Raw genomic sequence first — 18,625 nt, forward strand, 5'->3', positions numbered from 1 at the left:
GGTTTTGAATGTCTGACACAGCACCAACGGGCGCAGACTGGAAGCCGGATCTCGCGCTGATCCGCGCCGCTGCGGTCATCGCCGGCGAAACGGCACTCGGCTATTTTCGCAAGGCTCCCGATGTGCGCTGGAAGAACGAGGGCCGCTCGCCGGTCAGCGAAGCGGACCTGGCGGCCAACGATGTGCTGAAGACGCGGCTGCTTGCCGCGAAGCCCGATTACGGCTGGCTGTCGGAAGAGACCGACGACGACTCCAGCCGCCTGACCCGAGAAACGGTCTTCGTCGTCGATCCGATCGACGGCACTCGTGCCTTCATCGCCGGCAAGGAGCTTTGGTGTGTCAGCGTTGCCGTCGTCCACCGGGGTCAGCCCGTCGCAGGCGTCCTCTACGCTCCAGCGCTCGACGAACTCTTTGAGGCGGTCGCCGGCGGTAGCGCATTGAAAAACGGCGCCGTGATCTCAGTGCGTGAAGCAAAGCCCGGGGAAACGCTGCATCTGGCCGCCGCCGAAGATACGGTCGGCAAGCTACCGGCCGTGTATCGCAACACCGTCACGCGCGTGCCGCATGTGCCCTCGCTTGCCTATAGGCTGGCCATGGTGGCCGATGGGCGGATCGACGGCACCTTGGTGAAGAAGAATTCCCATGATTGGGATCTGGCTGCGGCGGATCTCATTCTCGCCCGGGCCAATGGCGCACTTGTCGATCTCGACGATCGGCCCCTGTCCTACAACCGCCCGACTGTCGTTCACGGGGTTCTCTGCGCGGCGGCGAAGCCGCTCTTGCCAGGTCTGATCGCCGCATCGCGGTCGATGGAGCCCCATTGACCTTTGGGGCTGAATGCCTCAAATCAACGCCCATACCCAAAAAGAAAAATGGAATTCCGATGGCTCACGAATCTGAGAAGAAACAACTTCTGCACCTCGTCTTTGGCGGTGAACTCACCACGCTGACGGACGTCCATTTCCGCGACCTGGACAAGCTCGATATCGTCGGCATCTACCCGGACTACGAAAGCGCTCTTGTTGCCTGGAAATCCAAGGCGCAGATGACCGTCGATAACGCGCACATGCGCTATTTCATCGTCCACATGCACCGTCTGCTCGATCCGGAAAACGGCTGATGCCGATGAGGTCGGGATGCGCGGCGCGTACCCGCATGCCAGTCGCCCCTAAGTTTCTCGCCGCTGAGACGGCTGGGGAAGGTGTCTCGTCATGAGCAGCTTTCGCGCGCGCCTGGCGCTCTCCAGCTATCGCTGGATCGGCTCGGCCATTTATCCCCTGGTTTGGTCCTACCTTGCCATTCGCGCGGCGAAGGGCAAGGAGGATCCGGCGCGCCGTCGAGAGCGCTACGGCCATGCCAGCGCACCGCGGCCGCAGGGCCCGCTCGTCTGGTTTCACGCGGCGAGCGTCGGCGAGACCAATGCGGTCATCCCGTTGATCAAGGAAATCCGCCGGCGTGGCATCAACGTTGTGCTGACGACCGGAACGACCACCTCGGCCCGTGTCGTCGCCCAGCGCCTGGGCACGGGCGTCATCCACCAATACGTGCCGCTTGATTTCAAGCCGGCGGTCAGCCGCTTCCTGAACTATTGGGAGCCGGATCTCGCAATCATCGCCGAGTCCGAAATCTGGCCGATGACGATCCTGGAGCTCGGCCGGCGCCATATTCCCCAGGTTCTGGTAAATGGCCGCCTGTCGGATCGCACCTTCGCACGCTGGAAGCGACGGCCGGGACTGGCCGATGCGCTGTTCGAGAACCTGGCGCTCGTCATAGCCCAGTCCGATGTCGATGCGGAGCGCTTCCGCACGCTTGGCGCGCTGCCGGTCATGGTCTCCGGCAACCTGAAGGTCGATACGGATGCCCCTCCGCATGATCCGCAGGCGCTCCGCGAGTACGGCCAGCAGATCGGCACGCGCAAGACCTGGGCGGCGATCTCGACTTTTGACGGCGAGGAAAACGCCGCCGGCGTCGTGCATCGTGCATTGAAGGAACGAACCGGCCTGCTGACGATCATCGTCCCGCGCCATCCCGAGCGCAGCGATGCGATCGAGGCGGCGCTCACGGCCAAGGGCCTGAAGGTTGCGCGCCGCACCCGGCGCGATCCGTTGACGCCGGATGTCGATATCTTCCTCGGCGACACCATCGGCGAAATGGGCCTCTATCTTCGCCTGACCGAAGTCGCCTTTGTCGGCCGCTCGCTTTTTGCCGAAGGTGGACAGAACCCGCTGGAACCGGCGATGCTCGGTTGCGCGATCCTGTCGGGCGGCAATGTCCAGAATTTTCGTGAGACCTATCAGACGCTCGCGAAGAACGGCAGCGCCAAGATCGTGCGCGACGTCGAGATGCTGGCCAAGGGCGTCAACTATCTGCTCGCCAACGACGATATGCGTCGCTCGATGATCGATGCCGGCCTTGAAACCGTGCAAGAGATGCGTGGTGCTCTGTCGGCGACGATGAAGGGGCTAGAGCCCTACATCAATCCGCTCATCGTCAAGGCGCGTCTCAACCCGCCGACCGACAACTGACAGAAGCAGGAGACGATCCCTCATCATGACCGCATCCAAAGCCATCGCCGGTATCCTGTTCGACAAGGATGGAACCCTGCTCGACTACGCAAAGAGCTGGGTGCCGGTGAACTATGAGCTGGCACGGATTGCGGCAAGGGACGATGAGGCGTTGGCCCGCACGCTGCTGAAAGCGGGGGGCATGGATGCCGATACCGGGCATGTGCTGCCCGACAGCCTGCTTGCTGCCGGCAACACGGTCGAGATTGCGACCGGTTTCGTTGACGCGGGTGCGCCCTTCACCGTGGCCGAACTGACGGCCCTGCTGGACGGTCTGTTCGCACGCTCGGCGGAATATGCGGTGCCGGTCACCGATCTCGGCACCTTCTTCGCCGGCCTGCATGCCAAAGGCTATCTCCTCGGGGTCGCCTCCAGCGACAACGAAAAATCGATCCGCGAAACCGCGAAGCGCTTCGGCTTCGACGGTTATCTCCATTATGTGGCGGGCTATGACAGCGGCTACGGCGTCAAGCCGGAACCGGGCATGGTGCTCGGCTTTTGTGCGGCGACGGGCCTGGAACCGCATCAGGTGGTCGTCGTTGGCGACAACAATCACGACATGCACATGGGCCGCAGTGCCGGCGTCGGCATGACGGTCGCGGTGCTGACCGGGACCGGTTCGCGCCAGTCGCTCGCCGCGGCCTCGGATCATTGCCTCGCCGACATTACCGAACTTGAGGCCGTCCTCTAGCCGAAAGCCAAGCGAAAGCGTGACGCGGTTGTCCGTGGCAGATCATCCTGGGTTCGGCTCAGACCGCTGCGATCGTATCCATAGCTTGCGTTTTTTCACATTCTGACGTTTTTTGGGCGATCCGCCGGCTTTGACGGCAGGAAAGACACGTGTCCTTCCGGAACGGCAGGACGACACCGGCTGGGGACTACGGAACGAAGATGGTATCGGAAGCGCCGCCATTCTGGTGGACCAAGGCGGATTGGCGGGCTCGTGCACTGTGGCCGTTCTCATGGCTATATGGGCGGATTGCCGGCATGCGCATGGACCGCGCCCAACGCGCCTCGGTTCCCGTACCGGTCATCTGCATCGGCAACTTCACAGTCGGCGGTGCCGGCAAGACGCCGACCGCGATTGCGCTCGCCCGTGTCATTCGTCAGAAGGGCCTGAAGCCCGGGTTCCTGAGCCGCGGCTACGGCGGCTCGCTCGACGTAACGACTGTCGTCGATCCGGAACATCATCGCGCCCGCGACGTCGGCGACGAGCCGCTGCTTCTGGCGCGTGAGGCGCTCACCGTCGTCTGTCGCCGCCGTGTTGATGGCGCCCGCCGGCTGGTGAAGGAAGGCGTCGATATCATCATTATGGATGACGGCTTCCAGAGCGCGCGGCTCGCCTTCGACTTTGCGCTTCTGGTGATCGACTCGCGCCGCGGCATCGGCAACGGCTATCTGGTGCCCGCAGGTCCGGTGCGCGCGCCGCTGCCCAACCAGCTTCGCCACGCCACGGCGCTGCTGAAGATCGGCGGCGGCACAGAGGCCGATGCTCTGATCCGCCGCGCTGCCCGCGCCGGCAAGCAGATCTACGAGGCCGATGTCGTCAGACACGACGACGGATCGCTAGATGGCGTTAAGGTGCTGGCCTGGGCCGGGATCGCCGATCCCGAGAAGTTCTACCGTACGGTGCGTGAGACCGGTGCCGTGGTCGAGGAAACCCGCAGTTTTCCGGATCACCATCATTTCTCCGACGACGAAATCGCCGACCTGCTCGATCGTGCCACGGCTCTGGGTTGCACGCTGGTTACTACCGCCAAGGACATGGTTCGGCTCGAGCCTGGCCATGGTCGGGCCGCTGAGTTGGCCGCGGCGAGCCGGGTGATCGAGATCGACGTGCGGTTCGATGATCCGATGGCACCGTCAAAAATCATCGAGACTGCGCTTGCCGCAGCGCGCGCCCGCAAGCTGCGCGAAGGCGCAGGCAAGTAAGGGCTTGGCAGTTCTGGGGTGAGACCTGCGGGTGTCGCCTTAGCGGCGCTGGTTCGGCAGTGCGCCGGCGCGCTTTTCCGCCTCGAGCGAGGCTTCCGCATCGACATAGGCCTCCTGCCGGGCGACGCTCCAGTAGCGCAACTCGTCGACGGGAATGGTCTTGCCGGTCATCGCGCAGATCACATGCGAGCCGGCGAGAATGATCTGAAAGTCGCCATCCAGGTAGCGGATCTTCGCTTCGCGCGACGTGCTTCCTTCAAACCGGTTCATCATGTTCGTAGCCTGTAACATCCCTGTGGTCTGTTCTCTGGTCTAGCTCGCCATCAGGCAAATTGCCAGCCGCATTTCGCGGCCGCGCCAGATCAGCTTCGGCCGAACAGCCGCTCAATATCGGAAAGCTTGAGCTCGATATAGGTCGGCCGCCCGTGGTTGCATTGGCCCGAGCCGGGCGTTGCCTCCATCTGCCGCAAAAGCGCGTTCATTTCTTCGGTGCGCATGCGCCGGCCGGAGCGGACCGATCCATGGCAGGCCATCGTCGCTGCAAGATATTCGAGCCGGCTCGTGAGGCCGTTTGCCGTGTCCCATTCGGCAAGCTCGTCGGCCAGCTGGCGCACAAGGCCGACGGCATCCATCTCGCCGAGCATCGCCGGTGTCTCGCGCACGGCAATCGCACCCGGTCCGAAGCGCTCGATGGCAAGGCCGAGGCGGGTGAACTCCGCCGCATGCGCCATCAGCCGGTCGCAGTCGTCTTCCGGCAGGTCGACGATCTCCGGGATCAGCAGCGACTGCGCGGCGACGGGGCGAGAATGCAGCGCCGTTCGCATCGCCTCGAACACCAGCCGTTCATGGGCGGCATGCTGGTCCACGATGACGAGGCCGTCATTCGTCTGGGCGACGATGTAGTTTTCATGGAGCTGCGCCCGCACCGCGCCGAGCGGGAAGGATTGCGGCGCCGGTGCCTCCGGCTGCGATACCGCTGCCTCGCGCTCGATCGGGACGGCCGTGCGTGCCGACGGCGCCGCAAAGGCGGCGAAGCTTGCCTGTGGCGTTTCGTTGAGGCCGCGCAGGATGGCGTCGAATTGCGCCGGGCGGGAAGGGGACGTCTCGGGTGTCCAGGGCTGCGGGCGATAGGATCCGGAGCGGAAGGCCTGCATCATGCCGCGTGCCCCGGTGGTCGCCGCGCGATCGCCGTCGCGCGTCAGTGCCTCGCGGATCGCGCCGATGATCAGCCCGCGAATGAGGCCAGGATCGCGGAAACGCACATCGGATTTCGCCGGATGAACGTTGACGTCGACCAGCGCCGGGTCGAGCGTGATTGATAGCACGGCGACCGGATAGCGGCCACTCGGGATCGTTTCGGAATAGGCGGCCCGGATCGCCGACAACAACAGCTTGTCCTGTACCGGGCGGCCATTGACGAAGACGTACTGCTGCAGCGAGTTGCCGCGATTGTAGGTCGGCACGCCGGCAAAGCCGGTGAGCCCGACATCTTCGCGCTCGGCATCGATCTCGATCGCATTGTCGCGGAAATCCTTGCCGAGCACCTGGGCCATGCGCGCCAGGCGGTCGTCGCCGGTCGCGGGAAATTCGAGCGTAGAGCGGTCGCTACCGGACAGCACGAAACGGACCGCCGGAAAGGCGATCGCCATACGGCGCACGATCTCGGAGATCGCAGCCGCTTCGGCCTTCTCGGTCTTCATGAATTTCAGCCGCGCTGGTGTTGCGAAGAAGAGGTCGCGTACCTCGACGACCGTGCCGGTATTGGCGGGCGATGGGCGCACTGGATCGGTCTTGCCGCCAGTGACGGCTATGACGGCACCTTCGCTTGCGCCGGCCGTGCGCGTCGTGATCGAGAGGCGGGCGACCGAACCGATCGAAGGCAGCGCCTCGCCACGGAAGCCGAGCGTGCGGATGTCGAACAGGCTGTCGTCGAGCTTCGACGTGCAGTGTCTGCGGACGGCCAGTTCGAGATCGTTGGGCGTCATGCCCGAGCCGTTGTCGGTCACCCGCAGCAGCGTCTTACCGCCGCCGGCGGTTGCGATTTCGATGCGTGTGGCGCCGGCGTCGAGTGCGTTCTCGATCAGCTCCTTGGCGGCGCTGGCGGGGCGTTCGATGACTTCGCCGGCGGCGATCTGGTTGATGAGGGTTTCTGAAAGCTGCTTGATGGCCATGTCCCATTTTCCCGGATTCGCTCGGGAAACGAAAGGGGCAATGACGTCTCGTCCCCGGCCTCAAATCCAGGCGGTCGTCGATCCGGAAAAATGAGCGGGGGGTTTAATTGCCCCTTAACACTCTGCTGCGATTTTCCACAACAACCTGAATGATCACGGGTTTTGTCTTTTGAGCATTGCGGCGTTGCTGGACGTCGTACTCCCTCCGCTCGAAGAGACGCCTGCCAAGGCCTTCCCAGCATGTCCCGAAATGAAACCGCCGCTGCAGCATCGCGTGTCCGACTGGCGCGTGAACGTCGCTGCAGCACTGTGAATGGCTGCATGTTTCCCAAGATCTGAGACGACTGAAGCATGCGGTAGGCGAGTGAGGACAGCGCAATGAGCGATGTGGCGTCGAACGGCGCGGACATCAACCGGATCATTCTGGAGTCGAGCTGCGACGCGCTCGGCATCGCTGTGCTTGTCTGCGGCCGGGACGACACCATTCTCTTTGCCAGCCGCACGATGCTGCAGTTTTTCCCGGTGCCGTCGGAAATGCTGATGCCCGGCACGCGCCTCAGGGATTTTCTCGGTGCCGTCTATGATACCGGCGTTCGCCCGGGCACCGTTCCCGAAAGCAGCCGTCGCCGCACCAATCGCGAGGACTGGATCGCCGAACACATGGCGCTGCATTGGCGCGAGCGCTACGAGAGCGTCGAACGCGCCGGGCGTACGCGCTGGGTTTCGATGCGCAAGCGCCGGCTGTCGAGCGGTATCGGCATCCTCTCGCTTAGCGACGTTTCCGACCAGAAGAAACGCGACGAGCAGCTTCAGACGGATCTGGAGCGCGTCGAACTGACCGAACAGATCCTCGACGCCCAGCCCAATCCGGTCTGCGTCAAGGATCGCAACCTCAACTATATCGCCGTCAACAAGGCCTTCTGTCTGATCCATGATCTGCAGCAGGATGCGATCCTCGGCCGTTCCGCCTGGGATCTGGTCGAAAGCGAGCTTGCCGAACGTTTCGAGCAATCGGACCGGATGGTGCTCGAAACCGGCAAACCATACTCGCAGGCAGAACACATCGTGCGCGCCGACGGCAGCGACCTCTGGGTGCTCGCGCGCAAATACCGCGTCGGCATGCCCGGTCGTCATTTCGTCGTGACCTGCATGAACGATGTGACCGATATCGCCGTCTTGCATCAGAGCAGCGATGAACCTCAGGCCGAGGTCGGCCTGCAAATCCGCGACTACAGCATCTTCGCCGCGGCGCAGAATTTCTACGACCCGTTCCGGGCGCTGAACGTCCAGCAGCTCGTGGAAGCGGGATCGATGATCGAGACCTTGCCCGCCCGCGGTCTTCGCGTTCTGGTCGCCACGGCCGACCGGGCGATGGAAGATCGGCTGGTCACGCGTCTGCGCGGTTCCGGGCTCGACGCCTGTGCCGTTCGTGATGCCGGTGAACTGCGAGCCTTCGGTCAAGCGGTCGAAGATGCCGGCATCAAGCTCGATGTCCTGCTGCTCGACCTGGCATTTTCAGAGAGGCAGCAGGTCGCTTCGACCTGGCGCCATTGCCCGATCCTGCCGCTGTCTCAGCAGCAGGACGGCGCTGCGGTGCTCGCGGAAGTGTTCCGCGCCTGCTCCGAGCGGACAGCGGCTTCCCCGATTCAGCAGCCGGATTGGTCTCTGTCGTTTGAAGGCGAGGGGATTGCGGCCCCGCCGCCGACGCCGCAGGTCGACGTGCTTGTGGCCGAAGACAATCAGATCAACCAGTTCGTGTTTACGCAGATCCTGGAGGGGCTCGGCGTTTCGCATCGGATCGCCGCCAACGGCCGCGAGGCCGTCGAGCTCTGGCACGAGCTGCAGCCGGCGCTGGTACTGATGGACGTCTCGATGCCGATCATGAACGGCTTCGATGCCACGGTCGCCATCAGGACGGCGGAAAACGCCAGGGGACAGAAAACGCCGATCATCGGGGTCACCGCGCAGGCGCTCGATATCGACCTGCAGCAGTGCAAGGCATCGGGTATGGACGACCATATCATGAAGCCCGTGAGCCCGGACATGATCGAGGCGGTGCTCAGGAAATTCATGCCGGCAAAGGCAATGCGAACGGCAGGTTGAAAGAAAGACGTGTCAACTCGCTAGAATTGGGGAGGCTAATGGCAGATCTAGGAGCAGAGCGATATCGGATTGTTAACCGCCGATTGCGATCGTCTGCACCGAATTGCCGTTAAAGTGTAGAGCCCAACCCGAATGCATTGCGCCCATCCCGTTGCTCATGTCCGGACCGTGTCGGAACGACATTGCCGGTTCGCGCCATGGCGTTGGGTTTTGCCTGCAACGGAGCGGCGCCCGCATTGTCGCGATCATGCTGGGGAGGCGCGGTTGTGACGGCTGTTGAGACCCCCTATCACCGCATCGGCCTCGATATGCCCGCCGTGACGGGCAACATCGATCTGTTGACCGGGCTCGGCAATTCCCGCTGCCTGCGCCAGACCGTGCTTGATCTCGCCCGGGAGCGTGCCAGCGATCCCGCGCCCTTCACAATCGGCCTTGCCAACATCGATGGCTTCAAGCCGATCAACGACCTGTTCGGGCCGGCGGCCGGCGACGAGATCCTCTGCCAGGTGGCCTATCGGCTGAAAGCCTGTGCGCCCGAGGGGGCGACGATCACCCGTTCGGATAGCGACGAGTTCGCCTTCGTCCTGCCTCTCGTCTTCGAGCGCAAGGGGGCGGAGAAGGTCGGGCAGATGCTGAAGGAGGTGCTGTCTGCGCCCTTCGATCTCGGCGACCGCCATGTGCGTCTGTCCGCGTCCTTCGGTTTCGCTGTCTATCCCTTCGCCGGGGAAGTGTTTGAAGATCTGCTGAAGAGCGCCGATACGGCGCTCTATCGCTCGAAGCGTCGCGGCCGCGGTCAGATCACCGTCTATTCGCAGGAAATCGCCCAGGAGATGAAGCGCGCGACGCAGCTCGAGCAGGCGCTGCGCAATGCCATCATCGCCAACGAAGTCGATGTGCATTTCCAGCCGATCGTCGATCTGCGCAACGACGCGGTCGTCGGTTTCGAAGCCCTGGCGCGCTGGTGCGATGCCGATCTCGGTTATGTCTCGCCGGCCGTCTTCGTGCCGCTGGCCGAAGAGCGCGGTTTCATCGAATCTCTGGCGGAAGTGCTGTTGCGCAAGGCGGCACATGCGGCGCTCTCCTGGCCGAAGGAGCTTTTCCTCTCCTTCAATCTCTCCTCGGCGCAGCTCATGGATCCGGCTACCAGCCACCGGCTGCTGTCGATCATCCATCAGATCGGTCTCGATCCGCGCCGGTTGGAGCTGGAGATCACCGAGACGGCTGTCATGGCCGATGCCGATATCGCCCAGAAGATCGTGTCGGAACTGCGCGCCGCAGGTGTTCGCGTTTCACTCGACGACTTCGGCACCGGGCAGTCGAGCTTGGGGCGGCTGCGCGATTTTTCCTTCGACAAGGTCAAGATCGATCGCGCCTTCGTATCGCGCATTTCGGCCGACCGTGCTTCCGAGCACATCATCAAGGCGATCGTCTCGATGTGCGAGGGTCTCGAACTGGAGGTGGTCGCCGAAGGCATCGAGGATTTCTCCGAGGCCCTGAAGCTGAAGGCCCTCGGCTGCGGCCTCGGGCAGGGCTATTTCTACGGAAAGCCGGCCGATGCCGTAGCGACGATGCGCTACCTTTCCGATCGCTATCGCGACGTCTCGGCCCAGGCCTGAGCCGGTCTATTCACCGGTCGCCGACAGCGCCACGCGGTCCCGCCGCCCTTCTTCCAGCAGCCAGTCGCGAACCCTTTTTGCCTGCGCGTTGAGCTCGCGCGACCGCGGCCAGACGACATAGAAGGCAAGGCCGGTCTTGAGCACATGGCCGGCGACCGGCACCAGGGCGCCGGAGCGGATCTGCGGGTTGATCAGGTGTTCCCAGCCGAGCGCCACGCCTTCGCCCGCAAGCACCGCCTGGATCACCAGGACATAATCGTTGATGGTCAGGCGGCGGGCCTGCTTCGGATAGGTGAGGCCGGCGCTCGCAAACCACTCGGTCCAGTCGCAGGCGCGCCGCACCGGCTCCTCGAGATGGATGAGATTGTGGCGCTGCAGATCGGCCGCAGTCTTCGGCAGTGCGTGCTCCTCGATATAGGCGGGCGTCGCGACGGCATTGACCACCTCCTCGGCAAGCAGGGCAGCGTGATAGCGTGGCCAGTGGCTGGGGTCGCCGCCGCGAATGCCGAGCGGGATCGGCTCCTCTTCGAGATCGAGATCGCGCACGGCCGTCTGGATGCGCAGATCGATCTCCGGCAGATCCTCGCGCAGGCGGTTGAGCCGTGGCAGCATCCACATCGAGGCAAAGGCGGTCGAGGCCGCAAGCGTCACGTTGGTCTCGCGGCCCTTGGCGCGGATATCCTCGGCCGACTTCTGGATGCGCGACAGGCCGACCGACACGTCGGCATGAAACTTCTCGCCCGCCTCCGTCAGTTCGACCGCCCGATGCACGCGGTGGAAGAGCGGCACGCCCAACTGTTCTTCCAGGCCGCGGATGGCGTAGGAGACCGCAGCCTGGGTCATGCCGAGCTCGTTTGCGGCGCGAGTGAAGTTCTGGTGACGGCCGGCCGCCTCGAAAACGATGAGGCTTGCGGCGGAGGGGAGCAGGCGGCGTAGGTTTTCCATAAACGATGCTTATCGCATGGATCGAATTTTTCCAGCGTTACAAAGGAATTTTTCGCCAATAGCATCATCTCAGGTGATGGGAGGATGCGTGAATGGATACGGCACTGGCAGCAGGCGAGACGGCACCGAGACGGACGCGGGGTTCAAGGCCGCAACGGCGCGAAGGTGCAGGCCGGAGCCTCGGCGTTCCCTACATCATCAGAAACATCCCGACCTACGACATTCTCGGCGAAGAAAGCCTGCTGCGGATCGAGGCGGTCGCCGATCGTATTCTTGCGGAAGTCGGCATCGAGTTCCGCGACGATCCTGAGGCGGTCGCCCATTGGAAGCGGGCCGGTGCCAGCATCGACGGCGTGCGCGTGACCTTCGAGCCCGGCATGCTCAAGGAAATCGTCGGCTCGGCGCCAAAGCAGTTCACCCAGCACGCCCGCAATCCCGCCCGCAATGTCGAGATCGGCGGCAACAACGTCGTCTTCTCGCCGGCTTATGGATCCCCCTTTGTCATGGATCTCGACAAGGGCCGACGTTACGGGACGATCGAGGACTTCCGCAACCTGATCAAGCTGGCGCAGTCGAGCCCGTGGCTGCACCATTCCGGCGGAACGATTTGCGAGCCGGTCGACGTGCCGGTCAACAAGCGCCATCTCGACATGGTTTACAGCCATATCAAATATTCCGACCGTGCCTTCATGGGCTCGATCACGGCGGAAGATCGCGCCGAAGATTCGATCGAGATGGCGCGCATTCTTTTCGGTCGCGATTTCGTCGACAGCAACTGCGTCATCCTCGGTAACGTCAACGTCAACTCGCCGCTGGTCTGGGATGGAACGATGACGAAGTCGTTGCGCGCCTATGCGCGGGCAAACCAGGCGGCGGTCATCGTGCCCTTCATTCTGGGCGGCGCCATGGGGCCGGTCACCAATGCCGGCGCCATCGCTCAGTCGTTTGCCGAGACGCTTGCCGGCTGTGCGCTGACCCAGCTCGAGCGCAAGGGCGCGCCGGTCATTTTCGGCAATTTCCTGTCGTCCATGTCGCTGCGCTCGGGATCACCGACCTTCGGCACGCCGGAACCTGCGATCGGCAGCATGGTCGTCGGCCAGCTTGCGCGCCGGCTCGGCCTGCCGCTGCGCTGCGCCGGCAATTTCTCCAATTCGAAGCTGCCGGACGCGCAGGCTATGCAGGAAGGCGCCATGTCGATGCTTTCGGCGGTGCATTGCGGCGCCAATTTCATCCTGCACTCGGCCGGCTTCGTCGATGGACTGTTGGCCATGTCCTACGAGAAGTTCGTCATGGACACGGACTTCTGCGGCGCGCTGCATTCCTATCTCGCCGGCGTCGTCGTCGACGATAACACGCTGGCAATGGACGCCTTCCTGCAGGTCGGTCCTGGCAGCCACTTTCTCGGTTGCGATCACACCATGCGCAACTACCAGACCGCCTTCTGGGATTCAGCGCTCTCCGATAACGAGCCGTTCGAAAAGTGGGTCGAAGAGGGTGAGACGGATATGGCAACGCGCGCCAACCGCGCCTGGAAGAAGACGCTTGCCGAATATGAAGCGCCGCCGCTGGATGTGGCGCTCGACGAGGCGCTGATCGATTATGTCACGCGCTGCAAGGAGACCATGGCGGATGCCTGGTACTGACGAAGCCGGCATGTTCGGTCGCCTGCAACATCCATGCCGGCATCTATAATGCCCTTCGTTGTGGAGTGCTCGCCCGAGCAAGGCCCTTCTGAACAGGGCCCTTTTTGAACAGGGAAAGAGCGGCGGTGGATACCGCCGCCCTCTTTAGGCGCACTGAAACAGCCTGATACTGATTACTGCTGCGGCTGAACCGGTGCCGTGCTGGTCGAGGAGGTCGTCGAGGTGTCGACCGGCTGGTTGGCGTTCTGCTCGGCGATCTTTTGCGACTTGGTCTTGAATTCTGGAGCCGCCTTCAGCGTGTCGGCGGTTTCCGTCGTCGTCAGCTTCAGCTTGTCCGTGTTGGGCTGTTCGGCGATCGCAATGCGATCGAAGGGAACTGCGACGTCCTTTTCACCGAGGCCCAGGAAACCACCGACGCCGATCACGGCCGCTTCAACGCCGCCATCCTTCTTCATGATCAGGTCGTTGATCTCGCCTATGCTTTCGTCACCGGCATTGTAAACGGTCTGGCCGATATAGGTGCTGGCAGCGATCTGATCGCTTGTCTGCTCGGTCAGATAGGTGGCGTCCGACTGGGCGACATCAGCAGGGGCTTCGCCAGCCGCCGGTGGCGTCGTGGTCTGAGCCTCGTTCGTCGGAGCTGCGGTGCCCGGAGCCGGCTGTGCCGGCTGCATGGTCTGCGTCTGATCGGGCTGCGGCTTCGTCGCATCCTGCGAGTAAGCGACCGGGGCGACAGCAAGACTCGCGAAAAGCGCGCCAGCCGCGACGGTTGTTACGAATTTCTTAGTCATGTCAAACTGCCTTTCCTTGACGTTTCCGATCAAGGTACGGGCCTGGCTGCTGTCGCCAGATCCACCGCACCGGTGATATGACGTCAACGCCCAAGCGCCGAAACGGTTCCGGAAAAAACAGTCAAAATCTCATTGGGTAAGGCTGCGGTTGCGTTCTTCCCTCATGTTTCTTGGAACTTCGCGAGAGGTTACCTGCAATTTTTCAGGGGAATTATTTCTATATTCTGCGCCTCTGTATTTTAGAGGTTTATAATGAGCTTCTATTCGTTGACGGATTCTTGATTGTTCTTACAGATACTTGAAGTGACACAGGATATAGAGCCGCGAAGCTGCTTCGTCCTGTCATCCTGGACGAGACCCGCTATGTTTCTGCCGCGTCGCTTTCTCTTTGTTTCCCTTCTGTCTGTGCTGGCGATGGCCGCTCTCGTTTCGATCGAGCGCAACCTTTTCGGCGCGCGCTATTTCTCCGAACGTGTGCCTCAGGTCCAACCCTATAACCTCTGGCATGGCTGGGTCGCCCTCAGCTTGTCGCTCGCCGCAGTTCAAGGTTTCACCCGCGATGTCTCCAGGTTTGGAGGGCCGGTTCTTCGGCTTGCCTCTAATCCCGAGCTGTGGATCTGCGTGGTGACATGGGCGTTTGCGACGTTCGTGGCATTGGTCTTCGCTATCGACCCGAACACCTTCAGTGTCCTGGCGCGTGAGGACGGCCTGGTCGAGTGGTCGTCCGCCCTCCTGATCTTTGCCGCCTGCGGGTTCCTTGCGATGGCAGCCATCGGGCAGTTTCGTGCAGCCCTCGCCGGGGCAGAGCGCCTCGCGTGGGTCGCCGCCTGCAGTGCGGCGGTTCTTAGTGCCGGCTTCTTCGTGATTGGGATGGAGGAGATATCCTGGATGCAGCGCGTCTTCGGCATCGTTACGCCGGAAGGGCTGTTGGCCGTCAACAAGCAGCAGGAATTGAACCTGCACAACATCGCAACCGGCTTCTCGGAACTGCTTTATTATACCGGCAGCTTCATGCTTCTGACGCTTGCCCCCTTCATTTGGCTCTATCTTCGCAAGGGCGTAAGCCTTGGCCGCCTCGGTGCCTTCGCCCCGAGCGTTCTGGTGCTGGTGGCAAGCGCGCCCATGGCCGCGTTCAACAGCGACAACTGGAGCATGTTGCCGACGCAGATGATGGTGATGATGACCGTCATCGTGCTGCTTGTAATTGCGGACATCGCATTGAGGGCAGGACACTGGCGCGAGTTCATCGTGCTGACAGTTGGCGCCGTTCTGATCGTCGCTATCCAGGAACTGTTCATCCTGCAGGCTTCGCTGCTCGTGCGGCTCTGGGATCCGACCGAGTACAAGGAGTTCTTCATTGCCTTGGGGCTTGCGATCTACGGCTTTCAGGCCTGGTCGCGTCTGCGTTCGCCTGTCACCGCATCTGCTGGCGCACGTCTCTTCAACTCGCACCCGCTTGCCGGATAAAAATACCCCGCCGGAGTGGCGGGGTATCTGAACACTTCGACTTGCCGCTGTGACGAATGGTCGTCAGTGGCTTTCGCGCAGAACCTCGCTGCCGCTGCCGCCGACGAGGAAATCCAGGTCCGCGCCCTTGTCGGCCTGCAGCACCGTATCCTGATAGAGCTTGTAGTAGCCGCGTGTCCATTTCTGCGGCGGTGCCTGCCAGGCGGCCATGCGTGTCTGAAACTCTTCTTCTGTGATCATCAGGTTGAGTTCGCCCTTCATCGCATCGAGGCGGATGCGGTCGCCGGTCTTGACGATCGCGAGTGGCCCTCCGGCATTCGATTCCGGGCTGACATGCAGGACCACGGTGCCGAAGGCAGTGCCCGACATGCGGGCGTCGGAAACGCGCACCATGTCGCGCACGCCCTTTTCGACCAGCCGGCGCGGGATCGGCATGTTGCCGACCTCGGCCATGCCCGGATAGCCCTTCGGTCCGCAGCCCTTGAGCACCAGAATGGTGTCCTCGGTCACCGGCAGGTCCGGATCGTCGATTTTCGCCTTCAGTTCCTCGATGGTCTCGAAGACATAGGCCGGACCTTCGTGAACCAGGAGATGCTCGCTTGCGGCCGACGGCTTGATGACGGCGCCGTTCGGGGCAAGGTTGCCCTTGAGCACGCGAATGCCGGCGGCAGCCCGCAGAGGATTGTCGAGCGGGCGGATGACGTCGTCGTTATAAACTTCGGCATCTTCCCAGTATTTGCTGATCGGCACGCCGAAGACCGTCGGCGCGTCGGCATGCAGCAGGTGCTGGATGCGGTTCATCACCGCCGGCAGGCCGCCGGCATAGGCGAGATCTTCGATCAGATACTTGCCCGACGGCATGCAGTTGACGATGCACGGCACCTGGCTGCCGACGCGGTCGAAATCCTCGAGACAGAGGTCGACGCCGGCGCGGCCGGCGATCGCCAGCATGTGAACGACGGCATTGGTCGAGCCGCCGACGGCGGCGTTGGCGATGATGCCGTTTTCGAAGTTCTTCTTGGTCAGCACCTTCGACAGGCGCAGGTCTTCATGCACCATCTCGACGATGCGTTTGCCGGTCATGTGCGACAGCGCCATGCGGCGTGCGTCGACGGCGGGCAGTGCCGCATTGGTCGGCAGCGACAGGCCCATGGCCTCGACGATCGACGCCATGGTGGTGGCGGTGCCCATGGTCATGCAGACGCCCGGTGAGCGCGACATGCCGCTTTCGGCCGCCATGAATTCCTGCATACTCATATCACCGGCACGCACGGCTTCGGAGAACTTCCAGACATCCGTGCCGGAGCCGATGTCCTTGCCCTTCCACTTGCCGTTCAGCATCGGGCCGGAGGAGACGACGATCGTCGGCAGATCGACGGAAGCAGCGCCCATCAGCTGGCCGGGCGTGGTCTTGTCGCAGCCGCCGAGCAGCACCACGCCGTCGATGCCGTAGGCGCGGATCGCCTCTTCGACGTCCATGGCGAGCAGATTGCGGAACAGCATCGCGGTCGGACGCATCTGCGTCTCACCGAGCGAGGACACCGGGAACTCGACCGGAAAGCCGCCGGCCTCCCAGACGCCACGCTTCACTCCCTCTGCCAGAATGCGAAGGTGGCTGTTGCAGGGCGTCAGTTCGGACCAGGTGTTGCAGATACCGATGATCGGGCGGCCGTCGAAAACGTGGTCTGGAAATCCCTGGTTCTTCATCCAGGAGCGATGGATAAACCCATCCTTGTCGGTGCCGCCGTACCAGTGACGGCTGCGCAGTTCTTTCTTCTTGTCGCTCATGCGAGCTTCCTCCTCACCATGCGATGAAACGCCTGGCTGAATTGTATGACTTTTTATTGACGCTTCGCCAAGCCGTTTCCGCTCAGAGACGGAAAGACGGTTCAAACCGGCCCTTGACGCTGATCCCGAGATCGAAGGTCTTGCCGGCATGCGGATCGGCCGCACGCGTTGCTTCGTCCATGTCCTGCCAGGCCGATGTCACCAGCATGCGGTCGGCCTTCGGTCCGATGAATGCCGTGCAGCTCGGCTGGCCCGTCGGCACGGCGTAACGCGCGATGCGCGCACCGTCAGGCCGGTAGACATCGACCGTGCTGCTGCCCCAGCGGGCGTTCCAGATCAGGCCGTCGGCATCGCACACCGAGCCGTCGATGCCGCCGGCTTCGCCGCTGCCGTCGACGAGCAGAGTGGGTTCGCCCGTCGGCAGGCCCGTCTCGGCATCGATTTCGACGCGCATCAGGTGGTTGATGTCGGTATCGACGAAATAGGCGATGGTTCCATCCGGCGAGAAGCAGATGCTGTTCGGAATGGTGACGCTGTCATAGAGCTTCGTCACCTTGGTGCCGGCGACGTGGTAGATTGCGCCGGAGCCCTTTTCGGCGCTGCGGCCCATGGTGCCGATCCACAGCGAACCGGAGGCATGGACACGGCCGTCGTTCGAACGATTGACGGGCTTGTCCTCGAGCGCGGTGAGCAGGCTGAAGGCACCCGTCTTCGTATCCCTGACAAAGAGGCCCTGGTCGGAAGCGATCAGTTGCCGGGCCGGATCGATGACGGCGAGCACGCTGCCGAGGAAGGGCAGGGCGTGCACGGTCTTGCGGCCGGTCTCAAGATGCAGTTCGTGCAGTTCCTGGCCCTTGATATTGAACCACCAGGCAGTGCCGGTGGCCGGGTCGTAGGTCGGGCCTTCGCCGAGGATCGACGTCGCTTCGCAAAGGATGCTGCCGGAAAAAGGAGTGGTATCGCTCATCAGCGTGCTCCGTAGACGGCGTCATAGGCCTTGATGGTTGCGACGGCGCGTTCGCGGACTTCGGCGGCGCTCATGCCGGGCTTGTAGAGGCTCGAGCCGAGACCGAAGCTGCGGATGCCGGCCTGGGCGTAGTCGCCGAAGTTCGCGTCTGAAACGCCGCCGACCGCAGCGATCTCAAGCTCTGGCGGCAGGATCGCGCGGATCGCGGTGATGCCCGATGGCCCGAGCACGCTTGCCGGGAAGAACTTGAGGCCGGTGGCGCCGGCTGCCGCGGCCGAAAGCGCCTCGGTCGGCGTGAGCACTCCGGGCATGGTGACCATGCCCTTCTGTGCTGCGAGCGAGATGACCGCCGGTTCGACATTCGGGCTCACCATCAAGCGACCGCCGACATCGGCCAGTTGCTCCACCTGCGCCGTCGTCAGCACCGTGCCGGCGCCGATCAGGCATCCCTCGGGTGCCATCTTCACGGCGGTCTCGATCGAGCGGAACGGATCGGGAGAGTTCAGCGGGATCTCGATTGCAGTAAAGCCAGTCTCGATCAGCGCGCCGACGACGCCTTCGGTCTCCTCGGGCTTGAGGCCACGCAGGATCGCGACCAGCGGATATTTCATCGACGGAAAGGGAATGCGGGTCATGTG

16 protein-coding genes are annotated in these 18,625 nt (G+C 63.0%); 9 read left to right on the forward strand and 7 right to left on the reverse strand.

From position 1 onward, the window contains the following. Positions 1 to 8: 8 nt before the first annotated feature. From LAC81_RS02380 to lpxK, 5 genes are all read left to right on the forward strand, one after another. Positions 9 to 824, forward strand: a complete 816-nt coding sequence (locus LAC81_RS02380) for a 3'(2'),5'-bisphosphate nucleotidase CysQ (RefSeq protein WP_223726576.1) — start codon at positions 9 to 11, stop codon at positions 822 to 824. A gap of 59 nt (positions 825 to 883) precedes the next feature. Further along, complete coding sequence (locus LAC81_RS02385; RefSeq protein WP_223726577.1) at positions 884 to 1,120, forward strand: DUF4170 domain-containing protein; 237 nt, start codon at positions 884 to 886, stop codon at positions 1,118 to 1,120. Between the two features lie 91 nt (positions 1,121 to 1,211). Continuing rightward, positions 1,212 to 2,525, forward strand: a complete 1,314-nt coding sequence (gene waaA / locus LAC81_RS02390; protein WP_113536294.1) for a lipid IV(A) 3-deoxy-D-manno-octulosonic acid transferase — start codon at positions 1,212 to 1,214, stop codon at positions 2,523 to 2,525. Between the two features lie 25 nt (positions 2,526 to 2,550). Next, positions 2,551 to 3,255: an HAD family hydrolase gene (locus LAC81_RS02395; protein ID WP_223726578.1), complete on the forward strand. Its 705-nt coding sequence runs from the start codon at positions 2,551 to 2,553 to the stop codon at positions 3,253 to 3,255. A gap of 200 nt (positions 3,256 to 3,455) precedes the next feature. Continuing rightward, a complete protein-coding gene (gene lpxK / locus LAC81_RS02400) occupies positions 3,456 to 4,496 on the forward strand; it encodes a tetraacyldisaccharide 4'-kinase (RefSeq protein WP_223727878.1) in 1,041 nt (346 codons plus the stop codon). Between the two features lie 39 nt (positions 4,497 to 4,535). Here the strand turns inward: lpxK and LAC81_RS02405 are convergent, their stop codons facing one another. Together LAC81_RS02405 and mutL are read right to left on the reverse strand one after the other, a co-directional pair. Then, positions 4,536 to 4,769 carry a DUF2093 domain-containing protein gene (locus tag LAC81_RS02405; RefSeq protein ID WP_113536291.1) on the reverse strand — a complete coding sequence of 78 codons (234 nt, stop codon included), beginning with the start codon at positions 4,767 to 4,769 and terminating at the stop codon, positions 4,536 to 4,538. 89 nt (positions 4,770 to 4,858) lie between these two features. Further along, positions 4,859 to 6,667: a DNA mismatch repair endonuclease MutL gene (gene mutL / locus LAC81_RS02410; protein WP_223726579.1), complete on the reverse strand. Its 1,809-nt coding sequence runs from the start codon at positions 6,665 to 6,667 to the stop codon at positions 4,859 to 4,861. 378 nt (positions 6,668 to 7,045) lie between these two features. Between mutL and LAC81_RS38390 the strand changes: the two genes are divergently transcribed. Together LAC81_RS38390 and LAC81_RS02420 are read left to right on the forward strand one after the other, a co-directional pair. Then, a complete protein-coding gene (locus LAC81_RS38390; protein ID WP_223726580.1) occupies positions 7,046 to 8,770 on the forward strand; it encodes a response regulator in 1,725 nt (574 codons plus the stop codon). A 308-nt stretch (positions 8,771 to 9,078) separates the two neighbouring features. Beyond that, positions 9,079 to 10,386 carry a putative bifunctional diguanylate cyclase/phosphodiesterase gene (locus tag LAC81_RS02420; protein WP_223727879.1) on the forward strand — a complete coding sequence of 436 codons (1,308 nt, stop codon included), beginning with the start codon at positions 9,079 to 9,081 and terminating at the stop codon, positions 10,384 to 10,386. A 6-nt stretch (positions 10,387 to 10,392) separates the two neighbouring features. On the opposite strand, the gene LAC81_RS02425 is transcribed toward LAC81_RS02420, so the two are convergent. Next, a complete protein-coding gene (locus tag LAC81_RS02425) occupies positions 10,393 to 11,331 on the reverse strand; it encodes a LysR substrate-binding domain-containing protein (protein ID WP_223726581.1) in 939 nt (312 codons plus the stop codon). A gap of 92 nt (positions 11,332 to 11,423) precedes the next feature. On the opposite strand from LAC81_RS02425, the gene LAC81_RS02430 reads away from it, so the two are divergent. Then, positions 11,424 to 12,974, forward strand: coding sequence for a trimethylamine methyltransferase family protein (locus LAC81_RS02430; RefSeq protein ID WP_223726582.1), 1,551 nt, complete (start codon positions 11,424 to 11,426; stop codon positions 12,972 to 12,974). Between the two features lie 173 nt (positions 12,975 to 13,147). On the opposite strand, the gene LAC81_RS02435 is transcribed toward LAC81_RS02430, so the two are convergent. After that, positions 13,148 to 13,765 (reverse strand): PRC-barrel domain-containing protein, encoded by a 618-nt coding sequence (locus LAC81_RS02435; protein ID WP_223726583.1) that lies wholly within the window; start codon positions 13,763 to 13,765, stop codon positions 13,148 to 13,150. Between the two features lie 363 nt (positions 13,766 to 14,128). Between LAC81_RS02435 and LAC81_RS02440 the strand changes: the two genes are divergently transcribed. Further along, the gene (locus LAC81_RS02440) at positions 14,129 to 15,232 is read left to right on the forward strand and encodes a hypothetical protein (RefSeq protein WP_223726584.1); all 1,104 of its coding nucleotides are present in this window, start codon (positions 14,129 to 14,131) and stop codon (positions 15,230 to 15,232) included. A 63-nt stretch (positions 15,233 to 15,295) separates the two neighbouring features. Here the strand turns inward: LAC81_RS02440 and LAC81_RS02445 are convergent, their stop codons facing one another. The 3 genes from LAC81_RS02445 to LAC81_RS02455 form a co-directional block, all read right to left on the reverse strand. Continuing rightward, positions 15,296 to 17,020: an IlvD/Edd family dehydratase gene (locus LAC81_RS02445; RefSeq protein ID WP_223726585.1), complete on the reverse strand. Its 1,725-nt coding sequence runs from the start codon at positions 17,018 to 17,020 to the stop codon at positions 15,296 to 15,298. Positions 17,021 to 17,102: 82 nt separating this feature from the next. Next, positions 17,103 to 17,987, reverse strand: a complete 885-nt coding sequence (locus tag LAC81_RS02450) for an SMP-30/gluconolactonase/LRE family protein (protein ID WP_223726586.1) — start codon at positions 17,985 to 17,987, stop codon at positions 17,103 to 17,105. Continuing rightward, on the reverse strand, positions 17,987 to 18,622 hold the full coding sequence (locus LAC81_RS02455; protein WP_223726587.1) for a 2-dehydro-3-deoxy-6-phosphogalactonate aldolase: 636 nt from the start codon (positions 18,620 to 18,622) through the stop codon (positions 17,987 to 17,989). Before LAC81_RS02455 ends, LAC81_RS02450 begins: the two co-directional genes overlap by 1 nt. Positions 18,623 to 18,625 lie beyond the last annotated feature (3 nt).

The organism is Ensifer adhaerens (genome assembly GCF_020035535.1).
In the GTDB taxonomy this organism is placed as follows: Bacteria; Pseudomonadota; Alphaproteobacteria; order Rhizobiales; family Rhizobiaceae; genus Ensifer.

Coding starts and splice junctions, on each gene's coding strand:
- LAC81_RS02380 (WP_223726576.1), top strand. CDS start 9: ATGTCTGACACAGCACCAACGGGCGCAGACTGGAAGCCGGATCTCGCG.
- LAC81_RS02385 (WP_223726577.1), top strand. CDS start 884: ATGGCTCACGAATCTGAGAAGAAACAACTTCTGCACCTCGTCTTTGGC.
- waaA (WP_113536294.1), top strand. CDS start 1,212: ATGAGCAGCTTTCGCGCGCGCCTGGCGCTCTCCAGCTATCGCTGGATC.
- LAC81_RS02395 (WP_223726578.1), top strand. CDS start 2,551: ATGACCGCATCCAAAGCCATCGCCGGTATCCTGTTCGACAAGGATGGA.
- lpxK (WP_223727878.1), top strand. CDS start 3,456: ATGGTATCGGAAGCGCCGCCATTCTGGTGGACCAAGGCGGATTGGCGG.
- LAC81_RS02405 (WP_113536291.1), bottom strand. CDS start 4,769: ATGATGAACCGGTTTGAAGGAAGCACGTCGCGCGAAGCGAAGATCCGC.
- mutL (WP_223726579.1), bottom strand. CDS start 6,667: ATGGCCATCAAGCAGCTTTCAGAAACCCTCATCAACCAGATCGCCGCC.
- LAC81_RS38390 (WP_223726580.1), top strand. CDS start 7,046: ATGAGCGATGTGGCGTCGAACGGCGCGGACATCAACCGGATCATTCTG.
- LAC81_RS02420 (WP_223727879.1), top strand. CDS start 9,079: ATGCCCGCCGTGACGGGCAACATCGATCTGTTGACCGGGCTCGGCAAT.
- LAC81_RS02425 (WP_223726581.1), bottom strand. CDS start 11,331: ATGGAAAACCTACGCCGCCTGCTCCCCTCCGCCGCAAGCCTCATCGTT.
- LAC81_RS02430 (WP_223726582.1), top strand. CDS start 11,424: ATGGATACGGCACTGGCAGCAGGCGAGACGGCACCGAGACGGACGCGG.
- LAC81_RS02435 (WP_223726583.1), bottom strand. CDS start 13,765: ATGACTAAGAAATTCGTAACAACCGTCGCGGCTGGCGCGCTTTTCGCG.
- LAC81_RS02440 (WP_223726584.1), top strand. CDS start 14,129: ATGTTTCTGCCGCGTCGCTTTCTCTTTGTTTCCCTTCTGTCTGTGCTG.
- LAC81_RS02445 (WP_223726585.1), bottom strand. CDS start 17,020: ATGAGCGACAAGAAGAAAGAACTGCGCAGCCGTCACTGGTACGGCGGC.
- LAC81_RS02450 (WP_223726586.1), bottom strand. CDS start 17,987: ATGAGCGATACCACTCCTTTTTCCGGCAGCATCCTTTGCGAAGCGACG.
- LAC81_RS02455 (WP_223726587.1), bottom strand. CDS start 18,622: ATGACCCGCATTCCCTTTCCGTCGATGAAATATCCGCTGGTCGCGATC.